Here is a 25,348-nt window from a genome sequence, read left to right as displayed (position 1 = left end):
CATTTTTAAAAGAGATACTGCATCGTCTCAATATATTTTTCTATTCATCAACCAAATTCTTGACATTACACCAGCAAAGGAATAAAATATAATATGTAATTACGCTGATATAGCTCAGCTGGTAGAGCAACTCATTCGTAATGAGTAGGTCGTAGGTTCAAATCCTATTATCAGCTCCAGTAAATTCAAGACTTCATGGCATATGAAGTCTTTTTTTATTTGATTTTGCATGCATTTTTGCATGCAATAGTCTAAATTTTTATCTATTTTGCTGCTTTCAAACATATAAATACGTATAAATACATACAAATATTTTATTCGGTTAAAAAATATAAAAACAAATATATTTTAATTATGAAAACCTATAGATTCTTACAAATGATATGAAGAATTGTAAATCAACAAAATAAAAAAAATCCGGCATCGATACATTTTACTGTACCAATTCCGGATTTTTTATTTTAGACTTTCAAGCGGGTATATAGTGTCGAATTTCAACACCTAATATCTGAGCGGCCTTCAAAGTAACCTGCCCCTCATTTTGCTTCGTGGAGTTTATCCACTCATCCCAAATCCCCGCCAAATCACATAAATCAGCCATGTTACTATATGACCAGTTATCTGTTCCCTCACTTCTCATTTGGGCTGCTAATCTTTGAATGTAAATTCCTTTTTGTGTCATATTAATCACTTCTCCTTTTCTATGCTACCGGGGTTGTGACCGGCTTCCCGCATTACCGGGGATTGCTCCCCGTCACTCTGCGCAATTTGATTAAATTGATGCTATATATTCTCTTAATTCTGCTTTGTATATACGACTATTCAGTTTATCTATTTCTTCAGATAATAAATCAAACTTATCGATATCCTTTTCAACCTCTATTGCATAATCCCTTGCTATCTGAACCTCTTTGATTTTTAACTTCAAGTCTTGTAAATTCATCTTTACCGCCTCCGTTTGTTTTTAACCGTATTAACTTGTTAACTACATATTATCATTGTTACATCTTGTTGTCAACAATTTTTTATTGTAAAAATAAATTTATTATGGTAATATACAATTAAGCAGGAGGGGTTATTATGACAGGTGAAGAGTTGGCTCTCGAAATACGGAAATTATTATTAATTGAGGGAAATATATCTGAGACTCAGGCAGCTAAATTGATTGGAATGAGTCAGCAAAATTTTAGTCAAAAATTAAAATCCGGTACACTCAGATACTCAGAAGTTAACAAACTATTAAATGCACTAGGTTACGAAATTACTTGGAATAAAACAAAAAGCCCGAACAACGATTAACTCGCTGCCCGGGCTTTTTTATTTCAATATTCCATATATTGCAGCAATCGCAAATAAATTTCGTTGCCACGTTAATTTTGTAATTTTACTTTTTTCCTCTTTGGCGAATTGTTGTAAGGATTGATTCGCCTCGTTCAATGAGTTGTTTGCTTGATCCAGTGAGCTTTTCGCTTTCGTCGATTCGATCTGCAGCTGAATCAACTGATTTTTTAGCATTGTCAACTCCGTCTTCGATATGATCAACTGACTTTGCGCCACTTTCAAGTCCTCTTTCGATTGTTCCAATTGATTCTGCAGCTCGTTGTTGTTGCTCTTTAGCTGACTGAAGATCTCCTGCAATTCTGTCAGTTCCGTTTCTGACATCTGATACATCGGTTCTTGGGCCAAACAGATACCATATCCCGAAGCTAATAATAAGAATACTGCAAATACCAATAGCAATAATTTTTTTATCAATTTTTAACACCTCCATAAATTTAGCCTCCGTTAAAAAATTTTGATTTGCTTAGATTTTTTATGCAAAATAATCAGTCACGCCTCTTGCAATGGCATGCGCAAAATCAGCTTGTCTATTTGCAAGCAATTGTTCATCGTTATAGTTACTGATAAATGCAGTTTCAACTAACACAGCTGGACATTCCGTATGTTTTAATACGTATAAACCTTGAGAATATTTAACTCCACGATCGACAGTACCAAATGAATTTACAATTTGATTTTGAATATAAGAAGCTAAGGATTCACCTTCACTGTCTTGTCTATAACAAAACGTTTCTGTCCCCTGTGCTGATAAATTTGCTGCTGCATTACAATGAATCGATACAAATAGATCAGCACCAAATGAATTGCTGGCACTCGTGATATCTGCAAGCTCATTTTCTTGTACGAATAAAACTTCATAACCAACTGCTTCTAGGTCCCTACATACGATTTCTCCTATATTTTTCACTACGTCTGCCTCCTGCAAAAAGGTTCCTACTGCGCCGCTATCTAGACCAGGGTAATGCCCTGCATTAATACAAATTTTCATTTTCAGCACTCCTATCTATTTTTAAATTTATTTAAAGTAAGACTTGCTTTATCACGTAAGAAATTAAGTAAATCATTTGCCTGTTCTATCCCTGCATCACGAAGGTTTTCAAGTATACTGATTGCTTCGGTGATAGCTAAGTACACCCATGTAGCTTTTAGTAAGACAGGACTTTCAGATGAAATGATGATTAATTCATCTGCCTTTACTGCGACAATTGTTAAAATTACATACACTAAGATTTTGCCTGCGAATCTGTGTTTCATAACGTCACTGTTGATATATCCTGCACGAATCGCAGCAGGAATATCTTTTATGCAGCTAAATAAATCGTTTGGCTGTGCATTCTTTGATAAGTGCTCGTAACAGATTGCGATCCATCTTGTTAGCAAATCAATAAATACTAACGAGACAAACGCTGTTAGGGCGCTGCCGTGAATTCCTGTCACAATTGGCACTACAAATGCAATCATTGCTTTGATCACCCATGCATCAAGCAATCCGTGAAATGCCTTACATATTGATATCCATAGTTCATTAAAATTCAAAATAACCACTCCTAAAATTATTTTCTTATTGATATACATTCTTTTGATTACTGTTTTTAAACATAAAAAATAGACGTTCTCACGTCTTCATAAATCTTAAGCAGATTTTTCAGCAGCTAATTTTTCAGCTACAAGTGTTTGATACTGTTCAGGTACTACTTGTAAGTTATTTTTGTTATCCTCTGCTGTAAGCACGTATTTACCACCGCGAACCAATACCGCATATACAGTAATCATATATGTAAAAATCGTCATGCTTTTACACTCCCTTCTAGTTTTGCAATACGTTCTTCTTGTGCTGCTAAAGCTTCCATGACCGCCAGCGTTGTTTCGTCAACAGTTTCGTTTTCTTTGATCGTTGTTTCAGGTTCCGATGTATATTCAATGATTTGCAACGTTTTTATATCAACTTTTCTTTCCCCTTGATTTTTCAAACAATCTTTCCAAGTTGCTTCGTTAATTTCAATATGCGGTTCTGGAATACTTTTATATTGTATCGTTTCAGGATAAAACCCTAAAATTTGACCTGTTACACTATCGTAGTTTACTTTTATCATCGTTTAGCCTCCTCAATATCCAATCGCTAAATAATTAAAATATCCTAAGTTGGTTCCATTCCACCAATATTTCGCTAAGCTATTGGTTGAATGTGCTACATCCCACCCAATAGCTGCTATTGATGCAGCTCCTACATTATCTACAGGTATAAATAATAAACATCTTTCAGTGAATGCAACAGGGAAGGTTATTGTCCCTGTTCCGCTTGTACCTGAATCAATACTTACACTCCCTACTTGTAATATTAATCCACCTTTTAATTTTTGATATCCATTCCCGTTTTCATCGAAATTATGAACAAAGTCATTGATATAATCAGATATGTTTACTTTGTTTGTGACATCATTCGCCAACGCTGTTATATCAATTAAGCCTTGATTTGTTTCTGCGTCAAATGCTTTTACGCAGTACAGGAATCTTACCGTTTTGGGACGTGTTTCTTCCCCACCGAAATCACTTGTATTAGCTTGTGACGATTTATTATTTTGCCCTTGTGATCCATATGGAGCTGACGTATTTCCACCGAGACAACGTAGGCCATCGCTTACAATATGTTTATGACTTTTTAAATCATCTGATTGCCACTCACCAACCTCATCCTGCGTTCCACCACGCACATAATCAATCATCTTTGGTAATCTAAACGTTGTACTTCCATCACCTGTGGAGTACTCGCCTACTGACGTTTGCGAAGCTGCTTGTGTTTGCCAGTCTGCTTCTGAAATTAACGGTGCGTTTTCCTGTACCCATGCCCACAACTCTGCATATGTGGTGCGGCTTACGAGTGCACCTGTATCGAGTGCGAGCCAGCCTGGCTGTGCCTTCGTGACCAAGAATGCTTTAATGCTGCCGATTTGTTCACCGCTTGCACTTTTTATATCTCTTATGCGCCAAGTGACGGTCCCGTCAACCTTCTCTAATCCTGCCGTTACTGTACCCCATGCAGGTTCCGCGCTTGCAGTTGTACCTGCTACCGTACATTCTAGGTATGCCCACGACGGGAGTGTCGATGAATTCTTGCAATCTCCTACTACGTATGCTGTGCTGTTCTTACGTAAATTTGTTAAGCTAGGAATAAAATCGTTGTTGCTAACTAAATCCATAACTACACGGCTTAATTCATTGTGAGTAGCAGGTGTTATTGTTTCTTTTAACACCCATGTTTTTTTTAATAGATCGCTATTATATGTTATCTCTTTAAACGGCACTTTCATCACTCCTATACTTCCATTCAATTACGATCCGCAATGCTTCTTCTTTTTTTACATACATATCCTTATTACTGTAAACAACATTGTCCAACCCACATATTTTAATGTTTGTTATTTCTGTTATATCCGTAGTTGGCAAAACAGCTTCGATGTGAACAATGTTATCAAGTGCATAAAACAATGTAAACTCGGCTTTATTTATCACTAAAATATCATTAATCTTTATTGATTCAACTAATGTTTTCGCATGTTCGGCCGAAGCGTTTAATAAACTTTCTTTTATTCCACCCGTAGCAATCAACTCCGCTCTATCATAGCCAAAGGGCAATTCACCTAATGACCATTCGCCTAATTTGTAATTCCATTCTATCGCTACCTTATCACTATAAAATGGTAGCTCCCCTAGTCTCCATTCGCCTAATTTGTAATTCCATTTTCCTTGACCTGCATAAATATTTTGACCCACATTTATAAAACTAGGATCATATGCAATATAAATGAATAGTAAATTAGCAGGTTTAATTTTAGCTAACAAATAATCAAGTTCGATAAACCAGTTTTTATTAGTTGTTAAACCTTGAATAAAAAGCTCAAAATTATTGTAATCGCACCAAGTTTCGTAATTTTCATGGCCCATTATCTTATCTAGTGAATTGCGTAAATATTGAATCGTGAAGGGTGGAGATGCATTCAGTCGCATCGTAACACGTTGTTTTCTAAAATCTAAAGTTTCATTTACTGGATTTGCGTGAATCTGCAATATATCTTCGTAAAGTTTAATGCCAACCTCATCGGCATTAACAACCGATTGCCTTGAAAAAGCTAACTGTAATTCACTATTTAAAGAATCGAATTCCGGCTGTTCGCTATCGGTTAACGAATCCATTTCCTTAACGCCATCATAGTAATACGGTAAGTATTTTTTAAGCTGCATGAATTGTCACCGTCCCAAGAATCGGCATTTCTTGTAGGTTTTTATCTTCGGTTAATACTAAGTCAGATTCGATGTTATTTATTTTTACATCTGTCACATTCAAAATTCCAGTAACATTAAAGAGTGCATTGATTATCTTTGCTCTATATACAGCTAAGTTGTATTGATTTAAACTATCTGAAGTTCCCCATATTGCACGTAATTCATCAATATAACTTTCCAGTGCTGCCGTTACAGCAGGTTTTATACTTTCGGGCGTAACCCCTTCAGATAATGTAGATGTAAATTCAACATCAATCTGTTTTTCTGTTGCTGTTTCAACTGTTACGGTGTGACCGATCGGCGCTTGTCCTAATCCGTTTCCGTAAGGTTCTGGATCAAAATATTCTTTAACTTGTTCTATAAATTCCAGTGAACACAATTGATTAAGTGGATCTACAATAACCAATTTAACCGTTCCACCGCCTGCCCAAGTAGGATAAACTTGTACTTGACCAATACCATCATATTCAGAGCACCATTGTCTATAATGTGCAACGTTTCCTCCGAAAGGTTTATTCCGTAGCCATTCCAGCGTACGATTGCGAAATTCATTATCTGTTTCAGTATCCCGTGCAGGTTTATAAATCGTACTTATTTTAATACTGCCTAACCTTGCCGTATATTCGACTGGTAACAAATCGCCGATATATTGATTGCCGATTGTTCCGATTGTTTCACATTGAAGAACAAATGATCCGTCGGTTAATTTTGCAATACATTTATAAAAAAGAGGGTTTTCTGTTGCTATTGTACTGTATCGGCTACCAACTAATATGTTGTAAGGATTTCCATCTTGATCTAAGCACGTTGCTACACGTTCGGCATAAGTAGATCCTATTCGAGTGATACCAAAATCAGCACAACGATAATCTAGGCTGTTTCCCGATGCAGTCAAAAGATGATTATTAATATAAAATAGTTGCAAATTAACATATGCTTGTGCAAGCTCGGCCGTCGCTGGTGCAATTGCATCATAGATAATTGACCCTTGTCTTTTATCAATATCATTAGATACTCTAGCGAGACATCGTGTCATTAAATTATCAAAACTGTATGCATCTAAATACTCCCAATCATAAGTAGCTATATTCCTCACTCCTTTCTATAAAATTTTCACCGATCCAGTTGCTTCGCCCTCGGTACTTGTGACGTTGTATTTTATATAGCAGCTATCAACGCCAGCACGTTCTAAGGTAACTTCGTTAATAGTCAAAATACGATCATCAATCGCTAATGCTGTGCCGACAGTGCTTTCTATGTCTGCCTTTATGTAATCAAAACTTTTTCCTATATATTTTTGTACGCCTATCCCGTATGACCAGTCGTAAATTAAATAAGCATAACGATCGGTAAGAATTATTTTTTCGATAGCTTGTTTTACGGCATCTAAGCCGTCAGTCATACCAGTAATTCTCTGTCCACGCAAAGACAATGCATAAGTTTTGCTAGGTTGACGAATTTCTTCGGGGAAGGTTATATTTGTCGCTTGTGGTATCAATTAAACCCCTCCATTCCAACACGTTCAGCTAAATAATAAAGTTGTCCGTTGTTAAATCTAAAGGTCATAACTGTATCGCCAACTTGCAAACCTCTCCATACTTCAATCTCTGCCGTTTCTGTACCGGATAGAGGGTTATAACAACCGTGGTGTATGTGTGTATTAGGCAAAAAATGCCGCCTGCAGGCTATCCCTACAACAATAAAAGCCGCTGGGATTTCTTCATTGAATCCTTGCGGCTTTATTGCGATTGGGGATACACTTGTTACTTCTGCAAAAACAATAGCGGCTCGTTCATTATCCGGTGGAATTGCTCCTTGTGCCATTTTTTGAAAAGCTTCATATAATTTATTTTTTTCTGCCAAATATATCAGCTCTTTTCCTGTTCACTTGCTACCACTTTAGAAACTGTAATGTTTAAACTATGATAGTTTTCGTTTTTCAGTACATGCCTGCATTTGTCGATTCGACAGGGTAATAAATAGGTTTTTCCTTTTTCAGCTTCTTGTCTATCTTCCGGCATTCCAATATTTCCAATAGATGTTTTCATCCTTAAATAAATAATACAGCCGGCTCTTAAATCCCAAATTCCATCGTCATTAGGTACTGCAATCGCATCAAATGACAGTTTTTCATTTTCAACGTTATACATTTTTAATAAATTTGCACCGTATTCACTGATAAGCCCTTGATTGCTTTCTGTCGGTATCGATTTGTAATATTGCAATATACCCCACTTTTTTTGTGTTGCACTATCAATAGTCACGTAGTCGTTATACTCATGTGTATCTTTATTGTGATAGACAAGTTTAATCTGATTATAAGTATTATCATCGATAGATTTTTCATAACTATATCTAGTCATCATAGATTTATCGCCAAATACATAGCCTTTTTGCATCTTAAATACGTTCTGTAACCGAATGGTCCCAAAATCATCATAGATAAAATACTGTGTTCTCATACCAATCAAATTTTGCTCAATACTATACTTCAAAATGTCGTATAAACTTTTATTCTCGTGAATCTTGGGGGCGCAAATATAGCCACTATCGTCCATGACCTCACCTTGTAAATTAAATTTACCGATGATTTTCTTGAAAGTAGTAGCTAATGTTTCACCTTTATTGATATACACGTCTTTATTTTTAAAATAACGTAATTGGTCGTAACAAGTCACGCTTATATTGCCTTTTTCAGTCGTTTTCCTTTTAAAAACATAGCCGAAGAAGATACCCTTGTCGCCCCATTTGATTTGAATTCTCGAACCTTCATCAAACTTGGCTGTATTGTCTTTCAGTGTAGTAAACGTTAATTTACCAGCTTGGCCATGCAGTTCTGTATCAAGTGTAATATCTGACATGATCGATGTAATATCAAATATATTACCTGTTTCGCTATCTTGAATAATCGCTTTAAGTTTCATTGTTATTTCCTCAAAATTTCCGGAATTTTAAGTGTTGTTCCAAAATAATTCCCCAATCCATCACCCATAGTTTCTTGATTACTAGCTAGCATGGATTTCCAGTTTTTATCGTCGCCAGTGTATTTTCTAGCAATTGCCGCAACGTTTCCTTGACTTTGATTAATTACACTAGAAGGAATTTTCTTATCACCGATTAGCGTTTCACCTGTGCTAGTTGTCAGCGAAGTATTTTTAACTTTCCAAGCACCAGTATTCACATCTTTTACAACGTCACCATTTTCATCAGTTTCAAAGTCAAGCTTAATTGCGCCGAATTCTTTATACTCTTTTAACTTTAATTTGTAATAAATATCGTCGTATTCGCCGCCTTGGTTTTTACGCTCAAATTCTTCTATTGATACAAGCATGGAAATATCAAGATAAGTTACAACCATTTTTAAAATACTTTTATTTTTCGCTGCATCGCTAAAAAATGAAACAAAATATTCTGGTGCATATGATACCCCTTGACCGTTTAAGAAGGACATGACACCCTTATAAGGGAACCAAGAGTTTATTGAAAGTGTAGAAAGTTTTGGATCGCCTAATACATTAACTTCACCAAGTCCAACTATTTCAGCGGTTTTGTTCGCGTATTTTTTTGGGATTGTCAATTCTGATGGGTTAACTGGAATCATTATATTGCCAAGATCGCCTTGAAAATGAAAGTCTATTGCCGATTTTCCTATGCCAAAAACGGTATTATAAACCGAAGTCGAAGCACCTTGCAGAGCGCCTAGAATCGCACCACCCAAACCACCAACGTTTTTAATAGAAGGAAAATTACCGCCGGAATTTAGGTTTATCATGATGTAACTAAATTCCCCTCATGAATATTTGTGATGTGGTCGCCGATTCTTTCCATGATTTCGTCAACATTGGCGGTTTCACGAACATCACCAAAACTTATTTGAATCTGTGGTGTAATTTGTTGGTAGTGGAGTTGCACTTCTCTTTGTGCTAAGTCAGTTAGGGTTTTGAGGTTTTCTTCGCTCAATTGAATTTCTTGATCTTTATCAAGTTTACCGCCGCGCACATGGACAGGTTTCACTTTTTCGGGGCCTGCTTCATAATCCGGCCCTGCATATTTATGGTTATTTTTGGGGTCGTCACCGCCTGCCCCAACTAAATCACTTAATCTTCCTGCCAAATCAGTACCATATCCATAGCCTTTCATAAAATTACCGCTTGAATAGTCCATGTTATACGCAGATAAGTCAATACCACCCTGTATGGTCATCTTTTTAGCTAATCCTTTTCCCCAATTTATGAACCCCATTTCCATACCTGGGAGTTTATTAATCAGCCCGATTATTTCATTGATGGATCGGCCAACAAGTTCAACTATACCGTTCCAAATTGTAGCAAAAAAGTTGTAGATTGCAGCTGTTGGATTTCTAAACAGATTCCCAAGCGATTCTGCAAAACTTACAAGGATATTCCAAGCAAGGGCAATGACATTGTAAATCATACCGCCAAGCCAGAAAAAAGCACCAACAACAATCCCAGTCGCCGATATACTTGTGCCTGCGAAACGATTAACCGCCGCCACGGCTAAATAAAACACACCGACAATAGCGATTATTCCAATAACAAACCATGTTAAAGGACAGGCGTATAGAGCGGCATTTAATCCATCTTGTGCCAAAATTAATCCTAGAATCGCTAGAGTTTCAGCTTCAGAAGCTATTGTATGCCCAATCGCCGCTATAGTTGCAAGCCCTATATTTGCCGCAACGCCTAACATCACTAAACCCATTCCAACAAAAACAGGCTCAAATACATAACCGTATTCTGTTACGATGCCACCAAGCCAACGTAAATTATTAATCACGCCTGCAATTGCTAATCCTGCTACTTGTAAACCAAGACCAACATTTTCGCCTATAGCTTTCATTGTGGGACTATTGGCGATCGCACTAATTTCATTCCAAACAGGAGTAAACGCCTTAAAGGCAACCGTTTCAATATTTTGTGAAATATCTTGCCATTTGAGTGGAATAGTATCAAACTTCTCATTAATTTCATCGGTAGCGCCAAGTATAGCGTTTTTCATAACCTCTGCGGTTACTTCACCTTCGCTTGATAGCTTTTTAAGTTCTCCTTGCGTTACTCCCATATATTTAGCTACCATTTGCTCTATTAGAGGTGCAGCTTCTGCTATTGATCTAAATTCATCACCCTGCAGTTTCCCACTACCAAGTGCCTGCGTTAATTGCAACATAGCATCTTGTTGTTGTACTTTACCTGTACCCCCAATAGCAAAAAGTTTTTGTATATTTTCAGTGAACGGAACAATCTGATTAGTGTCTTTAAAAGTTTCTCTCGCAGTCAAGCCAATCTTACTAACTGCATCGGCCATGCCTGCGTAACTACCTCTTGCTCTTAATGCTGATTGATAAATACTATTATTCATGCCTGTTGCATCATCGGTTATTAGTTTAATTCTAGCCTGAATCCCCGAATATTCGTCACTCGCAGCGATTACTCTACCCGGAATTTGTTGTATCAACCTAAAAACTTTCATGATAGAACTTGCCATGATTTCACCCGCCGCAAATTGTCCTGCGGTCGAACTCATGACCTCTCTAGTTTTATTCGAAAGGTTATTAAGTTGATTGTTGATAGAATTCATTGAATTGTTAAAATTCCCAGCCATCATACTTATTGATCTCGGTCGCTCAACTTCATTTAATCTTTCATTCGTGAAACCTGCAACTCTTGCAATATTATCAAACCCACTAGCCATACGTGCCAAAGTCCCGCTTACACCGTCTCTAAGGCTAATAGAATCTTGTATCGTTGCCACTTGTTCACCCCCTACTTTTTAATATTTTTGCGTTCTTTTTCTTCAGCTTTTATATAATTATCAATGCACGCCATTGTGAAAGCTCTATCTGTATCGGGAAGGTCTGAAAACTCCCTAGGTTTCCACCTAAGTTTTAAAACGGCGTACTGACAATACGCCGCTTCTCCACCTTCCGCAATTAGTTTTTTGCTTTCTCTACCAAATCTTTCATTCCAACATCAAAGCCGGAAACTTTAAGAATCTGTTTAAATAGTTCTTCTTGTTCGCCCGCAAGTAATACTTTTTCTAAACAATCCTCCGGAACGGCTGCGCCTATTTTACTCATAAAGCCAATATCATTAAAAACAGGGTTTACCGTTTGTCCAATAATAACTGAGCGTTGAAATTTGTTTTCATCAAATTGGATATTGCCCTTATCTTTTTTCGTACAAGCTTTGCGGTAATTATCCCGTTCACGGCCTGTCATAGATTTGATTTTAAAATCAAATGGAATTCTCGAAGAAACTTTAACTTCATTCGTAATGTTTTCAACTGTGTTTTCTGCTAAGAACTCCTGTAATGTTAAACTTTTCTTTGTTTCTGTCATGTTAAATCTCTCCCTTAATTATCAAAATAGGATGGTCTTGTGAATTCGTCTAAAGCAACAGCACTATCAAAAGTAAAATCATAATCTTCTTCCAGTTCATCAGCTTCAATATCGATCTTTGCTAAAAGTGCACTATCAATATTGCAATTATTGAGCTGTATTCTTTGCTTACCAATTGTGCTGTTTGGATCTTCATTTGTTACAACCATCGTGAAATAAACGTCTACACCAGTGTTCATATACTGAAGCATCAAATCGCGCATCACAGAAGAAACGTAGTAAGCTGTAACACTCCCAGTCCCTTTATACCCTTTCGCTTTTGTCTGCGTTCCACGATAGCCAAGTACCGGAATGTCTGTTTTTTGCTTTTCAACTTTTGCTTCAAGTTTTTTAATTTCTAAACAGTTATAAACCCTTCCGGCAATTGTGGCATATACACTACCTTCCTTGCCGTTGACGGTATCGCCAGCTTGTAAATATGCGGCCATTTAATCAGTCCTTTCCATAAAAATAAGGAACGCCCAAAACAGGCATTCCCTTTTTTGCAATTTATATTTTTCAACCAGCTTGAAGGACTACGTCCATATACAAGATTTCCATATTATCAACAACAGGCAATCCGTATAGTTTTGTATATACTGCATCGACTTTTTCACCGCGTTTTACGGTTAAATTAGCATTAATATCGTACAATGCATCGTCTTTGTCTCTTGTGTCAACAGCTCCGATATTCTGCAAAGTCTTAATGTAATTTATAACGTCACCTTTAAAAATCTGACGGCCGTTGTCGTTGTTCGCAACTTTTCCCTTGTACGAAGCATCCCAAGTCGTATTGATATCGGTAGCTATGTTATCAATCACGCGAATAACTTTGTTCTTGCTGAACTGATAGCCTTTTGTTGGGATGAAAGTATGGAATGTATTAATATCTTTTTCACACTGAATCGTGTCATCATCACGCTTGCTGAAAACAAAGCAACCTTCATTGATTTTTTCTATAATCACAGAGTTTTTAAATTCGTTAATGATTCCAATTGCGGCAGGGCTTGCAATCGTTCTGCCTGTATTGCTCATTGTTAAGTCTGCACCTGCTGTAAATGCTGCTACAAGTGCAGGGGTTAATTCTGCCGTCAGCGCTTCATCGTTATCAAGATTCAGCCCTTGTTCAGAGCGAATAACCCCTTCGTAATCATACGTTTTCGAATCATCGTAGATTGCACATTGTACCTTGCGCCCTTCATTTTCTCGTAGGTTTTCAACTAATTCGGCAGCAAGCGGATTAACTGTTTCAGCATCTTTTACGATCGCCATTGTTTGCCATCTTGCAGTTTCTAATAGCTCAAAATACTTCGTATAATTATCTTTGTTGTAAGTACCGTTAGCACCATCTTTAAGCGGTAAACCTGCGATCTCGGCAAGCGTTGCGGCTGTGTCAGTTACATCGAAAGTAACATAATCATTATTTTCAATTTGAGCTAGTGCAGTTATGACTTGTGAAGCCACTTCTAATCCATTCCAAAATGTCGTTAGAGTAAAACGACCTGCTGTTGTTTTTGATTCTGCGATCTGAATTGTGATTTTATTACCTGCCGTACCACCATATTTGGCAGTCACAATTATTTTTGTTGTGTCGTCTACTGCCGAAGCCTTTACACTTCCGCTGTTGATTTTGAAAAACTTAACCTTGTAACAATTTGATAGCATCACTCTTGCTATAAGGCTTTCCGCCGTATCGAATGCAGTATATCCAATCAATTTGCGACTACCGCCATCGAGCATATCCGAAGATAATACTTCAATCAGCGAATTTTCTGCGCCCCAAGGCAACTCCATTGCTATCGTTGCAATACCACGATCACCAACCGTAATAAGTGGTGTCGGTACTTGCGAAAAGTTAATGTACGCTGCTGGTCTTACTTTATTTTGTGTAAGCCACGTTCCACCTGGCATTTAATCAACTCCCTCATAATTTGCATAAAAAATAGCAGGTGATTAGCCTGCTGTAGATAAGGATCACACTCCTTTCTTATCCGATTGAAAATTCCTTATAAATATTAATCATAGAAATTACCTGCTTTCTATCGTAATGTCGAGTCCTAATTCGTTTTGCAGTACTTCAATAACTTCTTTACGAACTCTCAATTTCACATTAAATATAAAAACAAGCAACCCTTCGCTTTTTTCAGCACGTGAGTTGCTTGTTCTTACTTTTACGTCATTTAGCGTATCCATGTTTGCAAATAGTTGCATTGCAATTTCATCCAGCACCGTATTCAATCCTTGCACTGTCGTTACGTCTGTAGCGTGTCGATACTCGACCGAGAATAGATAGTTTAGCCACCATCTGTTGAGTGTGTCTGGAACGGCCGTGAGTTGTAATTGATTGACGAAAAAGTTTGGATACTTAGGAATTGTAATGCTATCTTTGTACCAAGTGATATCAGGAAATATAGTTTTCAACTGTTTTCCTACTGCGCTTTTTACAGTATCCCCATGAATCTCAACATCAGCCATTATCCAACCCCTTTCGCTTTTAGCCATGCCTTAAATTCTCGACGATAACGGGCCGGCATAGAGTTATATACGGAATCGATGGAACGAGTAAAAGGGTACCTTCCTTCCATTTTAGTTGTTCCCCATTCGTAATAAGATGCATATTCCATATTATTTACAACAGTAACAATCAGATCGTTGCCTTTTACTACAACTGATTCTATTGTCGCTTTTTGTGTTTCCTTGGAGTCAAATTTACCATCTTTACCCTTAAAAACTTTATTTTTTTGATCGCCTATTGTCCAGTTTGCCCTTAATGCTCCTGTAATTGTCGTTGTATTTTCTTTTGTTTGTGCAATAACACGATAAGCTTCTTTTAATAGAAATTCTCTTAACCATTTTTGAAACTCATCCCTAGATGCTTCAATTGCTTTCGCATACTTCATTGTATTTCTTAAATCTATTCCCATAAATTAAATATCCTCACGAATGTTCATGATGGACCATTTTCTATTTTGGTCAGCGGCCGGATCACCGATATTGCCTTGATAAGTCGCCACAACGGTCGATCCTTTGCATTTACGAGCAGTAACATAGTCATTATTTTGTAAATCAACACTTAAATCACATTCGATTTTCATTACCAATATTTTAGGCTTAGTAGTAAATGTTTTAATATCTGGATTATCAATTGTTTTAAATGATAAATGACATGGAACATCAACGTAAATAGGATCGTTCGGCGACGTTTCGCCTGTACTTCCGTCTTCATTTACAATTTCTTGTCGCCTACCAATATCAATTTTATCAGTATCGAATATCTTCATGTACTTTCCAATCGCTAAATCCATCATTTTGCCAACTTCCTATAGCGGTGCAGATCCTTCATGATATCCAAAGCCGCCGTAGCAATTACCGCATTGACTGATTGTATAACTTTTTCAAATACAACAGTGCGATCATCTTCTGTTATTTGGCTTACTCCCCTGCCGCCGTTATCGTCAAAATCATTTTTATAGGCAGATACACAAAGACGTGCGATTGCGTATTTGAGGGCAAGAGGTGGAGAATCATTGATATAATGCTCCACCCTCGTAATCATTTCTTCAATAAGCATATTTAAAAGATCGTCTTTTGTAGCATCTGTTATGTTTAACAAAGCTTTAACGATCGGCAGTACTTTTTCAGCTGTTACTAATTCAACATCAGCCATTTGTCGTAAGCATAGCAATTGGGATAAGTTTTGGATCTACAGCTAGTGACCATTGTGCTTTGTTAGCTAATTGCGCATCAGTAGGACTAAGCGTAGTTGTGGCCGGAATTTTATAAGAGAATCCGTTAGGATGAATTGTTTCACGAATACGAGTAACTAATGTTTCTTGACCGCCGTTTGTAACTTCATCACGTTGTACACCACTAGTCTTTTTACCAAGATTATATGCAGCATATCTCAATACGCCTTCACCCAATAAATAAGTAGTATATTCGTTTAAATCTGTTGTTTCATTTGCTACCACCGGAACGCCATCATCAATCACTACGGTATAACCATTCGCGCTTGCAATCCCTGTAGGACGTTGTACGCCGTTAGCATCAGTTTGTTTCCAGTACTCCAATACTTGCAAATTCTCTAAAGTCTTTGCTACCGAACTATGCATAACCGCTAATTTAAATTTAGATTTATTGTCGCCAAGTGCTGCCGTTGCCAAGTTGTTAAGATCCGTAGCGTTAATTAATCTAGCTGTTCCACCTTCTGCCGTTGCGGCATCATTCACAATATGATTGCTCCAACTAGCGAATTTCCCTGTTCCAGTTACTTCTTTAATAGCTCCTAAAATTTTAATCATCAATGCTTGCCGATAATCTTTCCAGAACTTCCCGATTTGCCCCGAAATAACAGGAAAAGGATCATGCCCACTAATAACAGCTTTGAAATCTCTTTCTGTCCAGCCTTGCGTACGTCCATAAACTACCCCAGTCATAAAGCTTGCTGTCGTACTTTCTAACGGAACATCTGTACCACCGTCGTAATTGCCTGGTGTTCCAGTTAGTTTATCATCGAAACGTGTTGTATAAGTCAATCCTTCTTCCGCAATAAGGCTTGCGATATGAGAATCCGCAACCAATGCACCACTATCCAACATTGCTGTCAGTACGGGATCCTGATATCCTAACCACATCTTGTCAAAAATCTCTGGTACGTATGGGAATCCCATAAAAGTTTGTAAATCTGCCATTTATTCATCACTCCTGATTTAATATTTTATATACTTCCGGTTGTTCTTGATAAATCTTTACTTTTTCAAGATAAGTCATTTTTGAAAACTGTTCTTTTGTGATATCTGTCGTAGGTGGATTAGCATTTGGATCAGTTTGAACAAACCCTCTTGGCTTGCCTTCTCCGCTTTCGAATAAATAAGCATCTGATTCTTTGAGCTTGTCTAACTGCTCTTTTAATCCTAAAACAGACTCACCGTCAATTTTCACAGTTTCTAAGTCTAGTAGGGCCTTAACAGCCTTACTGTTTTTTGCATTGTTTTTCATGAGTTCGATTTCAATTGCATTAGATAATTTTGTTTTCGCTAAATCAGTGTCATACTTTTCTTTTAATGTAGTAATCTCACCTTTTAGTCCTTCAACATCTACACCGTCAAATTTTTTCACTGCTTCTGACAACTCACTAATTTTAGTGTTCGCTGTGTTAAGCTGCGTAGTCAGAGTTTCAATCTTTGTGTCCTTACCTGCAATTTCAGTCTTATGCTTAAATGACTCGCGAAAAACTGCGTTAAATCCTTCTTTATCCTCTCCTTCCTGTCCAATTTTGTACTTCTTAACCATTTCTAAAATGTCCATGTGTTCATACTCCTTCATACTTTTTTATAGCGGTCAGTGCCGCTTAAGAGTCTAAATAAAATATGCCGCAGGAATCGCTACCTACGGCATATTACGCAACTATCTCAATTGTTAAGTGAGCTAAATTATCACCTTTGATATCACGTTCAAATTTTATCTTTTGTACGTCCATAACTTCAATATCATTAATATAAACACGTGTTAATCGTTCGTTATGCTCTATTTTAATCGAGCTTAATAAAGGCTTATATTTCTGCTTGTCTTCTTTTATTACATATTGTTCTTTAAATTCTTCCTTGCGCCTAACATTGACAACATTTCCGTATTGTAACGATTTAATAATATAATCACCACGTTTTATTGACCCATCACATAAATACTCTTTAAATTTTTCATTGAGTACCGGTTCTCTTTCTAATAAATCATTAAACCATATAGGATTTTCACATTCTGGCGAATATACAAAAAAATCATCCTTGCTAATCTCAATCATTTTTTATCATCCCCTACATATTTTTTATACCAATCTTCATACTTCATATCGCTAGGCACATAGTAATTTTTTCCGTCTATTCCACGCGCAATCCTTGTACCGCCTAAATCGTCGAAACGTGGTATCGTCGTGCTTCTGCACCTCGTATGTAACGGAGGAAAATTAATCCCCGTTTTCTTTTCTGTTAATTGAAACGTCTTCTTATCCATTTGTCTGCAAATTGACGAGGTTTTAAGGTCGAGTGTAGCTAAAAAATCATATGATTTAACTATCGAGCTTGCTTTCATACCGTCAAAACTCGCTTCATTTTCAATATGTAAGTACTCGGTTCTTGCAAGAGCTTCTGCATTATGCCGACTAGTTTCCATACGTTTTTGTATACGACTAGCAACTTTTTTGGGGTTCTCACCCATGATGATCCCTTGCGGTATTTCCTGTTGTAAAGCTTTAATTAACTTATCCTTATCGTTCCAAATACGATCAGAATAATTTTCTCCTAGCCATTGTTGCTTTACAGCTTTATCAACTAATTTTTGATTAATCTTATCAAATGCCAGTCCAAAACCAACGCCCTGCTGCACATTAAAAATACTCTTATAATATGTCTGCTCGTAAACTTCTGACATATCAGCAGTCATTTGATCTACTTTATCTTGATACAGTATTTCTAATTCGGCAGATAGATGGAATAACAACGCTTCCATACGCGCTAATCTCGATGTATTGCCGATCTTTTTGCAAAACACTTTAAAATCTTTACGTTGAGCAAGTTTGTATTCCTCTATCGCAAAATTACGAATTTCTTTTAATTCGTCGCGATCAAGGAGCTTGTACATGTCGTAAGGATCGGTTAAATCATAAACGGCAAAGAAACTATTTATTTCATTGATAAGCTTTTGCGTTACTAAAGAATATTGCTTTTTAAGTTCTACCTCGTAGTTAGCTTCTATTTTTTCAGCATCAAACACAAGTTGTTCAGCGCGATCTTGCCAGTAGCTATCGTTTTGCATAAGCGCCAATTCCCGCTATTTTTTCAGCTTCATCACAAAGAACTTTCATGGGGCAATCGCAACATTCAACCGTTTTAATGTCCCCTAACAACTTTAGAATCCCACAAATCGCAAAACTCCTATCGCCAGATAAAAATGTTTTACATATCATATCTTCAAGTTCTTTTACTCTACTCATCGGAATTCTCACCTTCTTTGTTTTGACTAAAAGGATCGTTACTATTATCATTCTTGTATTCAGCAGTTTCTTTATCGTATTCCTTAAGTTCCATGTCAACATCTCGTACCCAAGGAAAATTACTAACTATGGTTTTTCGGCTAACACCATGTATTGACTGCGCTTTAACACACATTTCAATTGCATTCATTTCATTTACAAGAATATCTCTATTGAAAACAAATTCAACTTCTGTATCCGGCAAAACATAATACGCATTAATAAACCAAATTAAATTATGTAAAAAACTATGGCAACCTTGCTCTAATGTGTTGCAATCCATATCCAGTAAAGCATATTGATATTGCCTTGCTTCTGCGCTTGCATTTGCCCCAAAATCGACATTTGTGTCGACAGCCCTACCAAACGTATAGATATCTTTTTTTGTCCTGTCTAAATGCGCATCAGCATTAGTGACATCTGCCGTTCCGTCAAGAGCATCAACTCCGCCATCACCACTCACTTTGACTGCACGATATTTCTTTAAATTTTCCCTAAATTCGTCTAAACCTTGCCCATCATAGTTTTTCAGAACAGTAATTTTATTTGTTTCATCTTCTAAAAGGTTGCTATTCCTGCTTGTCTGCTTGTCGTAATCGTCAATTAGTCTCTTAATCTTACGTAACAGGCTAATTTCTTCGTCGTTATATCGAAGAGGAATGAACGGTATTCGCTCCCAATTGTAGGCTTTTTCTTCTCCTCCACTCACAAGCATTGGTACTCCGGAATCTTGCTGGATATAGCTAAAACCATTACTCTCGAAAGATGTCACGCCGGACTTTTCCCAGTACTGTGCGTACCGTTTGATCCCTTTTGCAGTTCCCTCGTAATAAACGGTTTCGTAAAAGTAAATAACCGCCTGTAATTCCGTATGATCGTTATCTGTCCAAAGCGGTATTACATTCACAGGATCTATTCTTTTGAATTTAAGGTGTTGTTTTTCATTAGGTACAACAAATATCCAACCTATGCCTTTTTTTATAGCATCTTTAGCTACGCGCCGCATCATAGTTTGGAATTCTTCGTTAAACAACTCGGTTATCTTATCATCGTAGTTTTTATCTTTCGAATCTATACTCCACTGCTTTCCTAGCAGATACTGAACCTTTTGGTCGACTATTGTGGAAAAGAAATCATGTGTCAATCTATTGTCAGCTACATTCTCGGCTTCAGTTAATTGCCCATTCTCCCCAATCGTTTTCCTGCGCTGTTTTAAAATATCGTTTTCGTTTGAATAATAACAATCAGCTGCTATCATTTCTTGATATTTTTTTGAACATATAAACTCATTTATTTCAATGTTAACTATCTGCTCTTTCGTAGCAGGTGCGTTAGCTTTAAGTTTTAGGTCAATCACTTGCGAATCTAAATTTTGTTCAAATAACAATGTATCACCTTCTTTTTAATCAAAACTAATTGAATTGCCACCAACAATCTTTTCGGCTATACCTGTTGTTGCATCTGGCGCATCATCATGCTTGTTTTTACCTTCCCGTTGGTAAGTAGACATTGCTTTATAATACTCCGGCCAGCGATTTTTCCAGTCGGCAGGATAATATATATGTTCCATAACCCACGTCGAATTAGACAATATTCTTGCAATCTTATTTTTTGATTGATGAAACCACCTGAATACGGTATGATTGCTTTTTAATTCATTTTTTAATATTCTTTCCACAGAACGAGCGTATCCACGTCCGCCGTTATTAGATTCAATATCAGATCGATTCACTCTATCTTTGAATAACATTTTCGCAAGTAACGGTTCGGTAACTTCCATAGGTTCTTTAGTATAAATAATGTCAAGAATATAAGCATCGTCGGAAAACGTAACACCATAATTGATTGAGCATAAATAATCTGCTCCCTCATCTGCTGTATCCGTATAATTTCTTATGTACTTAAATTGTGGTAGTGTTCCTTCATAAGTTTTAAATGAAGTATATAAGCACCCTTTTAAATCAATCGGTTCTTGTTGATAGTTAGCAGACCATACGTCAAGCCCCATAGCTTTCTTTTTTGATTCACAACTACGATGTGACAGGATTTGTTCACACAACATTGTTCCATCATCTTGAACGGCTTTCATACTTATGTGACGAACTTTCTTCCCTTCCGATTGATAATGTTCTAAGGCTCTACCTGCAAGGTCGTCACTGGCCCACCGAGTCATAATAATAATAATCTTGCCACCTTCTTCAAGGCGTGAAAGCATTGTATTCGTGAACCAAAGCCAATGCTTTTCTTTGACGGCTTCATTGTTTGCCTCTTCTGCGTTTTTAATTAAATCATCAATAATCATCAACGTACAGCCAAAGCCTGTTGCAGTGCCAGTTGGAGAGGTTGCTAAGTAATTGTTGTATCCACCCTCTAAGCTCCACAAATTCATAGCGCCGTCACCTTGTTTAATTCTCACATCCGGAAAGACATCAGAATAAACAGGCTTGTATATATCTGCCTTGGCTTCTTGGATACTATTTCGTACATTTTTCGAAAACATTGTTGACAGTGTTTCATTGTATGATCCTGTCATTATTTTTTCGTTCTTGTTTTTACCAAGAACCCATTCAACCAACAAACCTGCCGTTCTCGACTTCCCATGTCGCGGTGGTTCGTTGATAATAAGAACTTCGTCATCTGATTCATAAAACGATTGAAATTCACTACATAAGTCAGTTAAAAACCTACGATCGGATTTATAAAAATCAGGTGCTTTTAGACTGCAATAAAAAAAGAACTCACGTTTAGCAAGTTCTATCTTAGCGCCAAGTTTAATCAATTTATCATCCATCATTACCACGAACCAATTTTTTTAACTCATCTGTTGTAAGTCCAGCGTAAGGATTATTAATTTCACCCGACATAGCAACATCTTTCTTATCACGCCATACATCAGGCTTACGATTCTTAAGCCAAAATATTTGCGCTGTAGTTTCAGGGGGAACAAAAACTTCATCATCTGCATATTCAATGTGTTCTTTTTCGCTAATACGCTTGCCATTGTCATACAGTACTTCCTTTACTTTAATAGCTCTTGTCACTATTTCTTTGAAACCTAAAGCCTTTTGTAGTAGTGCATTTTCAACTTGACGATCAACAATCTCCTTGCCTTTTTTTAAGGTGTCAGATATGACAGGATATTTCTTTATCCATTCATATAAAGTTTGACGTTTAATTCCCATGTTTGTGGCTATCTGTTCATCCGTTAAACCATCATGTGCCCAACCTTGAATTTTAATTAAGCCTTCTTCTGTAAGCCATTGTTCATATTTACCCTTTGCCATTACATGATCACCACCTACTTTTACGCATTAAAAAAGCACCCCGAATGATGCTAAATGTTTAATTCTGTCTATATTCCAATCAAGCCCCGCACAAAATATAAATAGCATAAATATAATAACAAATATGAACTACAGCACTTGTAACGCCATATAAAGTATGCGGATTTTTAATCTTATCTTGTTGTTTAGCCTTTAAAACAATTAATTCTTCTTTGTTATCAACACTTGAACTACTCTTCTTTGCCAACGGTGCAAAAGTTAATAAAATGCAAATCATTGTCGGATATTTTAAATAATCATACTCCCACAGATTCGCAAATAAAATTAATTCGATTATCAATCCCACTATTGAAATCAGCGAAACTAATATTAAACAAATATTATTCTCTGTTCTTTCTTTATCGCTGACATATTTACCATCCAATGAATTTATTCTAAATTCTAAATCTTTAACGTAAAATCCTTTGAATATCTTTCCTAAAAAAGTTCCGTTTCTCAACGCGTTTATATTTAAAATTAAAAATAAAACTGATAAAATCAACAACATAAAATTACCTCCTATTACTTCATTTTCCCTTTTTTAATTAAATCGCTTGAAATAAAATAACCTCCCTGCGTATTTACAAGAAGGCCATTACTTTTCAAGTCACCTAAAACCCTATCCAGTTTGCGCTTACCGCACTGAAACATATTTCGCAACTCTTTATATCTAAGCGGCTTTTTACTCCGCTTATGAATCAATTTACCGGTATTCCATTCAACATTTTGACCTAAACAGGCAATGAATCCTATCAATTCTTCTGTATTTTTAACACCAGCACTGCGCAACTTTTCAATCTCTTGAACCATGAGCATCAAATACGGCTTTTTACCACCCATGCTCTTAGGTTTTTCATTGTCATCTTGCTTATTAGGATTATGCCAAAATTCATATAGCACCTTATCGCCTGCATTTATATGAATATACTGCGAACCGTTTTTCGTTGTTTCTCTCGAGATTATTACATTCACAGAAACAACATTCGAATTGTTTTGTAGATAATCTATTAAGTCAGCATTCATAGTCACACCCTAATTGCGAATTCAAGGCACTAAACTTAGTATTATATAAAGCGTTTACATAGTGAAAACCTGCAACTCCTTGACATGTATAGACTCATGAGCATTTTTGCAAGGTGCTGTTTTAGCACCTAACTTTTATTACAGAAATACACGGTAGGCAAGGAGGGAACCTACCGCATACGACTGTCTAATAATAGAAAAAGCCGCACATTTCTGTACGACTTTGTTAAGCGTTATTATTCAATTTTTCTTATTATAGCATATAAAAACGGGTCATGATTACCGAAATATAATGAGAATGTTATCATTTATTTGCATTTCTTAATTCGTCTAATAAACTTTTCACTTTTTCATATTCATCATCGGTCATTAATATATTTCTGCGTTTTGCATCGTCGGGTGCTTTCTTTTTTGCTCCTGCACCTTCACGATGTCCTCCCCAAGTTGTTTTATTCATTTTTATCCTCCAATATCGCTTTGAAATATTTTTCTTCTGCATCTTTTCGCGCAGTAGCTGCGTCATCAATATTTTCATATCGTCCAAGTTCAATCTGCTTCCCCTTAAAAATTATATATGCACGCCATTTTTTATATTGTTTACTCCAACTCACGCCTTTTACCCCGCTCGTGTTGCTTGTTGGTATTTTATTAGATTTAATCATAGCAACAGAAGTTCCGTCCTTATAATTTTTCTTTGCTAAGTTTTTAAGATTTTCCCGATTTTCTTTATTTGCGCATCCACACGAGATCACAGAACCGTTTATTAGATGATTTCCTCTAATAATTTTTTCATTTCCGCATTCGCATTTGCATAAATAAAAAGATGCGCCGTTTTCTGTTTTATAAAAATCGACAACTTTCAATCGACCGAATCTTTTATTGATTAAACTTTTATGTCTAAATTCAAGCATATTGACAATTTTTATAAATCTAACATGTAATTTTCTAGAAAATAACTTAATAGTATCGTTATTCATACTTTTGCAATCTTCTTGCTCATATCTTGAATAATTTGAACGACTTGTCATTCCTAAATAGTTGGCCATTTCTTTTTGTGTAAAACCCATTTCGGAACGTTTTTCTTTTAAAAAATTAGAGAATGTATGTTTCTTTCTGTTTTTTCTGCTCTCACGTTCATGTTCTCTAACGCTTTTGAGATTAGCTTGACGATAAGCACGATCATTGTCGTTTATGCATTTTTTACATTTAGTTAATAATCCATCACGAGTGCTACGATTTTTATAAAACTCTCCAAGCGGTAAAACTCTCTTGCATTGTGTACATTCTTTTTCTTTCCTAGGCAATAATGCTAGATCTTCTACAATCATGTGGTTGCGTCTTAAGTATGCCGTTTCGTTAAATTGTCTAGTCTTTTCTGGATGACTATGGCGATATTCCCGCGTTGTTATTCTAACGCAATGTTTACAATGATATTGCAAACCATCTTTCGTGGCCTTGCATTTATGAAATTCAGAGATAGGTAATTCTTTACCACATCCCGTACACTTTTTCGTTTTGATTTCCTCCATACAAACACCTCTAAAGCGGGATTTCTCCCGCCTTGCTGTATTTATTAAATTAATTCTAAATCAACTTGATAAAATCCCATTTCTTCCGCATCAAGATCAGTTGATACGTATGTAATTCTCATTTTTGTTGAAGCAGGTACTAAAACTTCATCTTCTTTTTCACAGTCTTCACAGCCAAGAACTTCACATTCTTCTTCATTTTCGTAGTCAACTTTGTGACAAGGAACGTTGTTACAAAAGAAAGCGTAATTATATTTTCTTAAAGTTTCAACTGTGAATTCACCTTCAATTGTCCAAGATTCAGCTTTGCCTTGATTGTCGTAAATATCACCAACTTTGAGTTCTAATTGAAAATCGGTTGATATCTGGCGGCAAATATTGGCTTTGCAGTTAATTTCTTTCGAAAGTGTTTCTTTAGTCATTTTAA

General features: G+C 36.5%; 36 protein-coding genes and 1 tRNA gene. 2 read left to right on the top strand and 35 right to left on the bottom strand.

The genetic code is table 11. From position 1 onward, the window contains the following. Window positions 1-103: 103 nt before the first annotated feature. A tRNA-Thr gene (locus BN6559_RS11260) sits at window positions 104-179 on the top strand. 290 nt (window positions 180-469) lie between these two features. Here BN6559_RS11260 and BN6559_RS11255 read toward each other — a convergent pair. Together BN6559_RS11255 and BN6559_RS19285 are read right to left on the bottom strand one after the other, a co-directional pair. Beyond that, window positions 470-682 carry a hypothetical protein gene (locus BN6559_RS11255; RefSeq protein WP_110954802.1) on the bottom strand — a complete coding sequence of 71 codons (213 nt, stop codon included), beginning with the start codon at window positions 680-682 and terminating at the stop codon, window positions 470-472. Between the two features lie 90 nt (window positions 683-772). Then, complete coding sequence (locus BN6559_RS19285; RefSeq protein ID WP_199883942.1) at window positions 773-943, bottom strand: hypothetical protein; 171 nt, start codon at window positions 941-943, stop codon at window positions 773-775. Between the two features lie 137 nt (window positions 944-1,080). Here BN6559_RS19285 and BN6559_RS11250 point away from each other — a divergent pair, with 137 nt between their 5' ends. Continuing rightward, on the top strand, window positions 1,081-1,299 hold the full coding sequence (locus BN6559_RS11250) for a phosphoribosylglycinamide formyltransferase (RefSeq protein ID WP_110954801.1): 219 nt from the start codon (window positions 1,081-1,083) through the stop codon (window positions 1,297-1,299). Between the two features lie 18 nt (window positions 1,300-1,317). Here the strand turns inward: BN6559_RS11250 and BN6559_RS11245 are convergent, their stop codons facing one another. The 33 genes from BN6559_RS11245 to BN6559_RS11090 form a co-directional block, all read right to left on the bottom strand. Beyond that, window positions 1,318-1,755, bottom strand: a complete 438-nt coding sequence (locus BN6559_RS11245; RefSeq protein WP_199883941.1) for a hypothetical protein — start codon at window positions 1,753-1,755, stop codon at window positions 1,318-1,320. Window positions 1,756-1,813: 58 nt separating this feature from the next. Next, entirely contained in the window at window positions 1,814-2,329 is a 516-nt protein-coding gene (locus tag BN6559_RS11240) for an N-acetylmuramoyl-L-alanine amidase family protein (RefSeq protein WP_110954799.1), read from the bottom strand. An 11-nt stretch (window positions 2,330-2,340) separates the two neighbouring features. Next, entirely contained in the window at window positions 2,341-2,886 is a 546-nt protein-coding gene (locus BN6559_RS11235) for a phage holin family protein (protein ID WP_456060670.1), read from the bottom strand. Window positions 2,887-2,973: 87 nt separating this feature from the next. Continuing rightward, window positions 2,974-3,132: a CD1375 family protein gene (locus BN6559_RS11230; protein ID WP_110954797.1), complete on the bottom strand. Its 159-nt coding sequence runs from the start codon at window positions 3,130-3,132 to the stop codon at window positions 2,974-2,976. After that, window positions 3,129-3,434 (bottom strand): hypothetical protein, encoded by a 306-nt coding sequence (locus tag BN6559_RS11225; RefSeq protein ID WP_110954796.1) that lies wholly within the window; start codon window positions 3,432-3,434, stop codon window positions 3,129-3,131. The genes BN6559_RS11230 and BN6559_RS11225 overlap by 4 nt, the downstream gene beginning before the upstream one ends. Before the next feature lie 12 nt (window positions 3,435-3,446). Further along, window positions 3,447-4,643, bottom strand: a complete 1,197-nt coding sequence (locus tag BN6559_RS11220; protein WP_110954795.1) for a phage tail protein — start codon at window positions 4,641-4,643, stop codon at window positions 3,447-3,449. Continuing rightward, window positions 4,633-5,580: a putative phage tail protein gene (locus BN6559_RS11215; RefSeq protein WP_110954794.1), complete on the bottom strand. Its 948-nt coding sequence runs from the start codon at window positions 5,578-5,580 to the stop codon at window positions 4,633-4,635. The genes BN6559_RS11220 and BN6559_RS11215 overlap by 11 nt, the downstream gene beginning before the upstream one ends. After that, window positions 5,570-6,718 carry a baseplate J/gp47 family protein gene (locus BN6559_RS11210; protein WP_199883940.1) on the bottom strand — a complete coding sequence of 383 codons (1,149 nt, stop codon included), beginning with the start codon at window positions 6,716-6,718 and terminating at the stop codon, window positions 5,570-5,572. The genes BN6559_RS11215 and BN6559_RS11210 overlap by 11 nt, the downstream gene beginning before the upstream one ends. Window positions 6,719-6,724: 6 nt before the next feature. Beyond that, window positions 6,725-7,120, bottom strand: a complete 396-nt coding sequence (locus BN6559_RS11205) for a DUF2634 domain-containing protein (protein ID WP_110954792.1) — start codon at window positions 7,118-7,120, stop codon at window positions 6,725-6,727. Next, on the bottom strand, window positions 7,117-7,485 hold the full coding sequence (locus BN6559_RS11200; protein WP_110954791.1) for a DUF2577 family protein: 369 nt from the start codon (window positions 7,483-7,485) through the stop codon (window positions 7,117-7,119). The genes BN6559_RS11205 and BN6559_RS11200 overlap by 4 nt, the downstream gene beginning before the upstream one ends. A 5-nt stretch (window positions 7,486-7,490) precedes the next feature. After that, window positions 7,491-8,546: an XkdQ/YqbQ family protein gene (locus tag BN6559_RS11195; RefSeq protein WP_110954790.1), complete on the bottom strand. Its 1,056-nt coding sequence runs from the start codon at window positions 8,544-8,546 to the stop codon at window positions 7,491-7,493. A 2-nt stretch (window positions 8,547-8,548) separates the two neighbouring features. Continuing rightward, complete coding sequence (locus BN6559_RS11190) at window positions 8,549-9,394, bottom strand: hypothetical protein (protein WP_110954789.1); 846 nt, start codon at window positions 9,392-9,394, stop codon at window positions 8,549-8,551. Further along, a complete protein-coding gene (locus BN6559_RS11185; protein ID WP_110954788.1) occupies window positions 9,391-11,394 on the bottom strand; it encodes a tape measure protein in 2,004 nt (667 codons plus the stop codon). Before BN6559_RS11185 ends, BN6559_RS11190 begins: the two co-directional genes overlap by 4 nt. A gap of 178 nt (window positions 11,395-11,572) precedes the next feature. After that, window positions 11,573-11,980, bottom strand: a complete 408-nt coding sequence (locus BN6559_RS11180; RefSeq protein ID WP_110954787.1) for a phage tail assembly chaperone — start codon at window positions 11,978-11,980, stop codon at window positions 11,573-11,575. A 14-nt stretch (window positions 11,981-11,994) separates the two neighbouring features. Beyond that, window positions 11,995-12,468, bottom strand: coding sequence for a phage tail tube protein (locus BN6559_RS11175; RefSeq protein WP_110954786.1), 474 nt, complete (start codon window positions 12,466-12,468; stop codon window positions 11,995-11,997). Between the two features lie 70 nt (window positions 12,469-12,538). Continuing rightward, window positions 12,539-13,930 carry a phage tail sheath C-terminal domain-containing protein gene (locus tag BN6559_RS11170; RefSeq protein WP_110954785.1) on the bottom strand — a complete coding sequence of 464 codons (1,392 nt, stop codon included), beginning with the start codon at window positions 13,928-13,930 and terminating at the stop codon, window positions 12,539-12,541. Between the two features lie 117 nt (window positions 13,931-14,047). After that, window positions 14,048-14,494, bottom strand: a complete 447-nt coding sequence (locus tag BN6559_RS11165) for a phage tail terminator family protein (RefSeq protein WP_110954784.1) — start codon at window positions 14,492-14,494, stop codon at window positions 14,048-14,050. After that, complete coding sequence (locus BN6559_RS11160; RefSeq protein ID WP_110954783.1) at window positions 14,494-14,943, bottom strand: HK97 gp10 family phage protein; 450 nt, start codon at window positions 14,941-14,943, stop codon at window positions 14,494-14,496. The genes BN6559_RS11165 and BN6559_RS11160 overlap by 1 nt, the downstream gene beginning before the upstream one ends. Before the next feature lie 3 nt (window positions 14,944-14,946). Beyond that, on the bottom strand, window positions 14,947-15,327 hold the full coding sequence (locus tag BN6559_RS11155) for a hypothetical protein (protein ID WP_110954782.1): 381 nt from the start codon (window positions 15,325-15,327) through the stop codon (window positions 14,947-14,949). Continuing rightward, window positions 15,324-15,686 carry a phage head-tail connector protein gene (locus BN6559_RS11150; RefSeq protein WP_110954781.1) on the bottom strand — a complete coding sequence of 121 codons (363 nt, stop codon included), beginning with the start codon at window positions 15,684-15,686 and terminating at the stop codon, window positions 15,324-15,326. Before BN6559_RS11150 ends, BN6559_RS11155 begins: the two co-directional genes overlap by 4 nt. After that, window positions 15,679-16,710: a major capsid protein gene (locus BN6559_RS11145; protein ID WP_110954780.1), complete on the bottom strand. Its 1,032-nt coding sequence runs from the start codon at window positions 16,708-16,710 to the stop codon at window positions 15,679-15,681. The genes BN6559_RS11150 and BN6559_RS11145 overlap by 8 nt, the downstream gene beginning before the upstream one ends. A 7-nt stretch (window positions 16,711-16,717) precedes the next feature. Further along, entirely contained in the window at window positions 16,718-17,326 is a 609-nt protein-coding gene (locus BN6559_RS11140; RefSeq protein WP_199883939.1) for a phage scaffolding protein, read from the bottom strand. A 91-nt stretch (window positions 17,327-17,417) separates the two neighbouring features. Beyond that, window positions 17,418-17,819 carry a hypothetical protein gene (locus tag BN6559_RS11135; RefSeq protein WP_110954778.1) on the bottom strand — a complete coding sequence of 134 codons (402 nt, stop codon included), beginning with the start codon at window positions 17,817-17,819 and terminating at the stop codon, window positions 17,418-17,420. Beyond that, complete coding sequence (locus BN6559_RS11130) at window positions 17,816-18,829, bottom strand: minor capsid protein (protein ID WP_110954777.1); 1,014 nt, start codon at window positions 18,827-18,829, stop codon at window positions 17,816-17,818. The genes BN6559_RS11135 and BN6559_RS11130 overlap by 4 nt, the downstream gene beginning before the upstream one ends. Then, window positions 18,816-19,007, bottom strand: a complete 192-nt coding sequence (locus BN6559_RS11125) for a hypothetical protein (protein WP_110954776.1) — start codon at window positions 19,005-19,007, stop codon at window positions 18,816-18,818. Before BN6559_RS11125 ends, BN6559_RS11130 begins: the two co-directional genes overlap by 14 nt. Then, window positions 19,000-20,433, bottom strand: coding sequence for a phage portal protein (locus BN6559_RS11120; RefSeq protein ID WP_110954775.1), 1,434 nt, complete (start codon window positions 20,431-20,433; stop codon window positions 19,000-19,002). Before BN6559_RS11120 ends, BN6559_RS11125 begins: the two co-directional genes overlap by 8 nt. Window positions 20,434-20,448: 15 nt before the next feature. Beyond that, window positions 20,449-21,840, bottom strand: a complete 1,392-nt coding sequence (terL, locus tag BN6559_RS11115; protein WP_234407835.1) for a phage terminase large subunit — start codon at window positions 21,838-21,840, stop codon at window positions 20,449-20,451. Then, a complete protein-coding gene (locus BN6559_RS11110) occupies window positions 21,830-22,330 on the bottom strand; it encodes a helix-turn-helix domain-containing protein (RefSeq protein WP_110954773.1) in 501 nt (166 codons plus the stop codon). The genes terL and BN6559_RS11110 overlap by 11 nt, the downstream gene beginning before the upstream one ends. 79 nt (window positions 22,331-22,409) lie before the next feature. Then, window positions 22,410-22,877 (bottom strand): hypothetical protein, encoded by a 468-nt coding sequence (locus BN6559_RS11105; RefSeq protein WP_110954772.1) that lies wholly within the window; start codon window positions 22,875-22,877, stop codon window positions 22,410-22,412. Between the two features lie 14 nt (window positions 22,878-22,891). Further along, on the bottom strand, window positions 22,892-23,392 hold the full coding sequence (locus BN6559_RS11100) for a hypothetical protein (RefSeq protein WP_110954771.1): 501 nt from the start codon (window positions 23,390-23,392) through the stop codon (window positions 22,892-22,894). A gap of 304 nt (window positions 23,393-23,696) precedes the next feature. Beyond that, window positions 23,697-23,849: a hypothetical protein gene (locus BN6559_RS19280; protein ID WP_199883938.1), complete on the bottom strand. Its 153-nt coding sequence runs from the start codon at window positions 23,847-23,849 to the stop codon at window positions 23,697-23,699. Then, the gene (locus tag BN6559_RS11095; RefSeq protein WP_110954770.1) at window positions 23,842-24,921 is read right to left on the bottom strand and encodes a helix-turn-helix domain-containing protein; all 1,080 of its coding nucleotides are present in this window, start codon (window positions 24,919-24,921) and stop codon (window positions 23,842-23,844) included. Before BN6559_RS11095 ends, BN6559_RS19280 begins: the two co-directional genes overlap by 8 nt. Before the next feature lie 44 nt (window positions 24,922-24,965). After that, window positions 24,966-25,343: a hypothetical protein gene (locus tag BN6559_RS11090; protein WP_110954769.1), complete on the bottom strand. Its 378-nt coding sequence runs from the start codon at window positions 25,341-25,343 to the stop codon at window positions 24,966-24,968. Window positions 25,344-25,348 lie beyond the last annotated feature (5 nt).

It is taken from the genome of Massilibacillus massiliensis (assembly GCF_900086705.1).
Taxonomy (GTDB): Bacteria; Bacillota; Negativicutes; order FLKF01; family FLKF01; genus Massilibacillus; species Massilibacillus massiliensis.
This window is presented reverse-complemented; position numbering and strand designations above follow the sequence as displayed.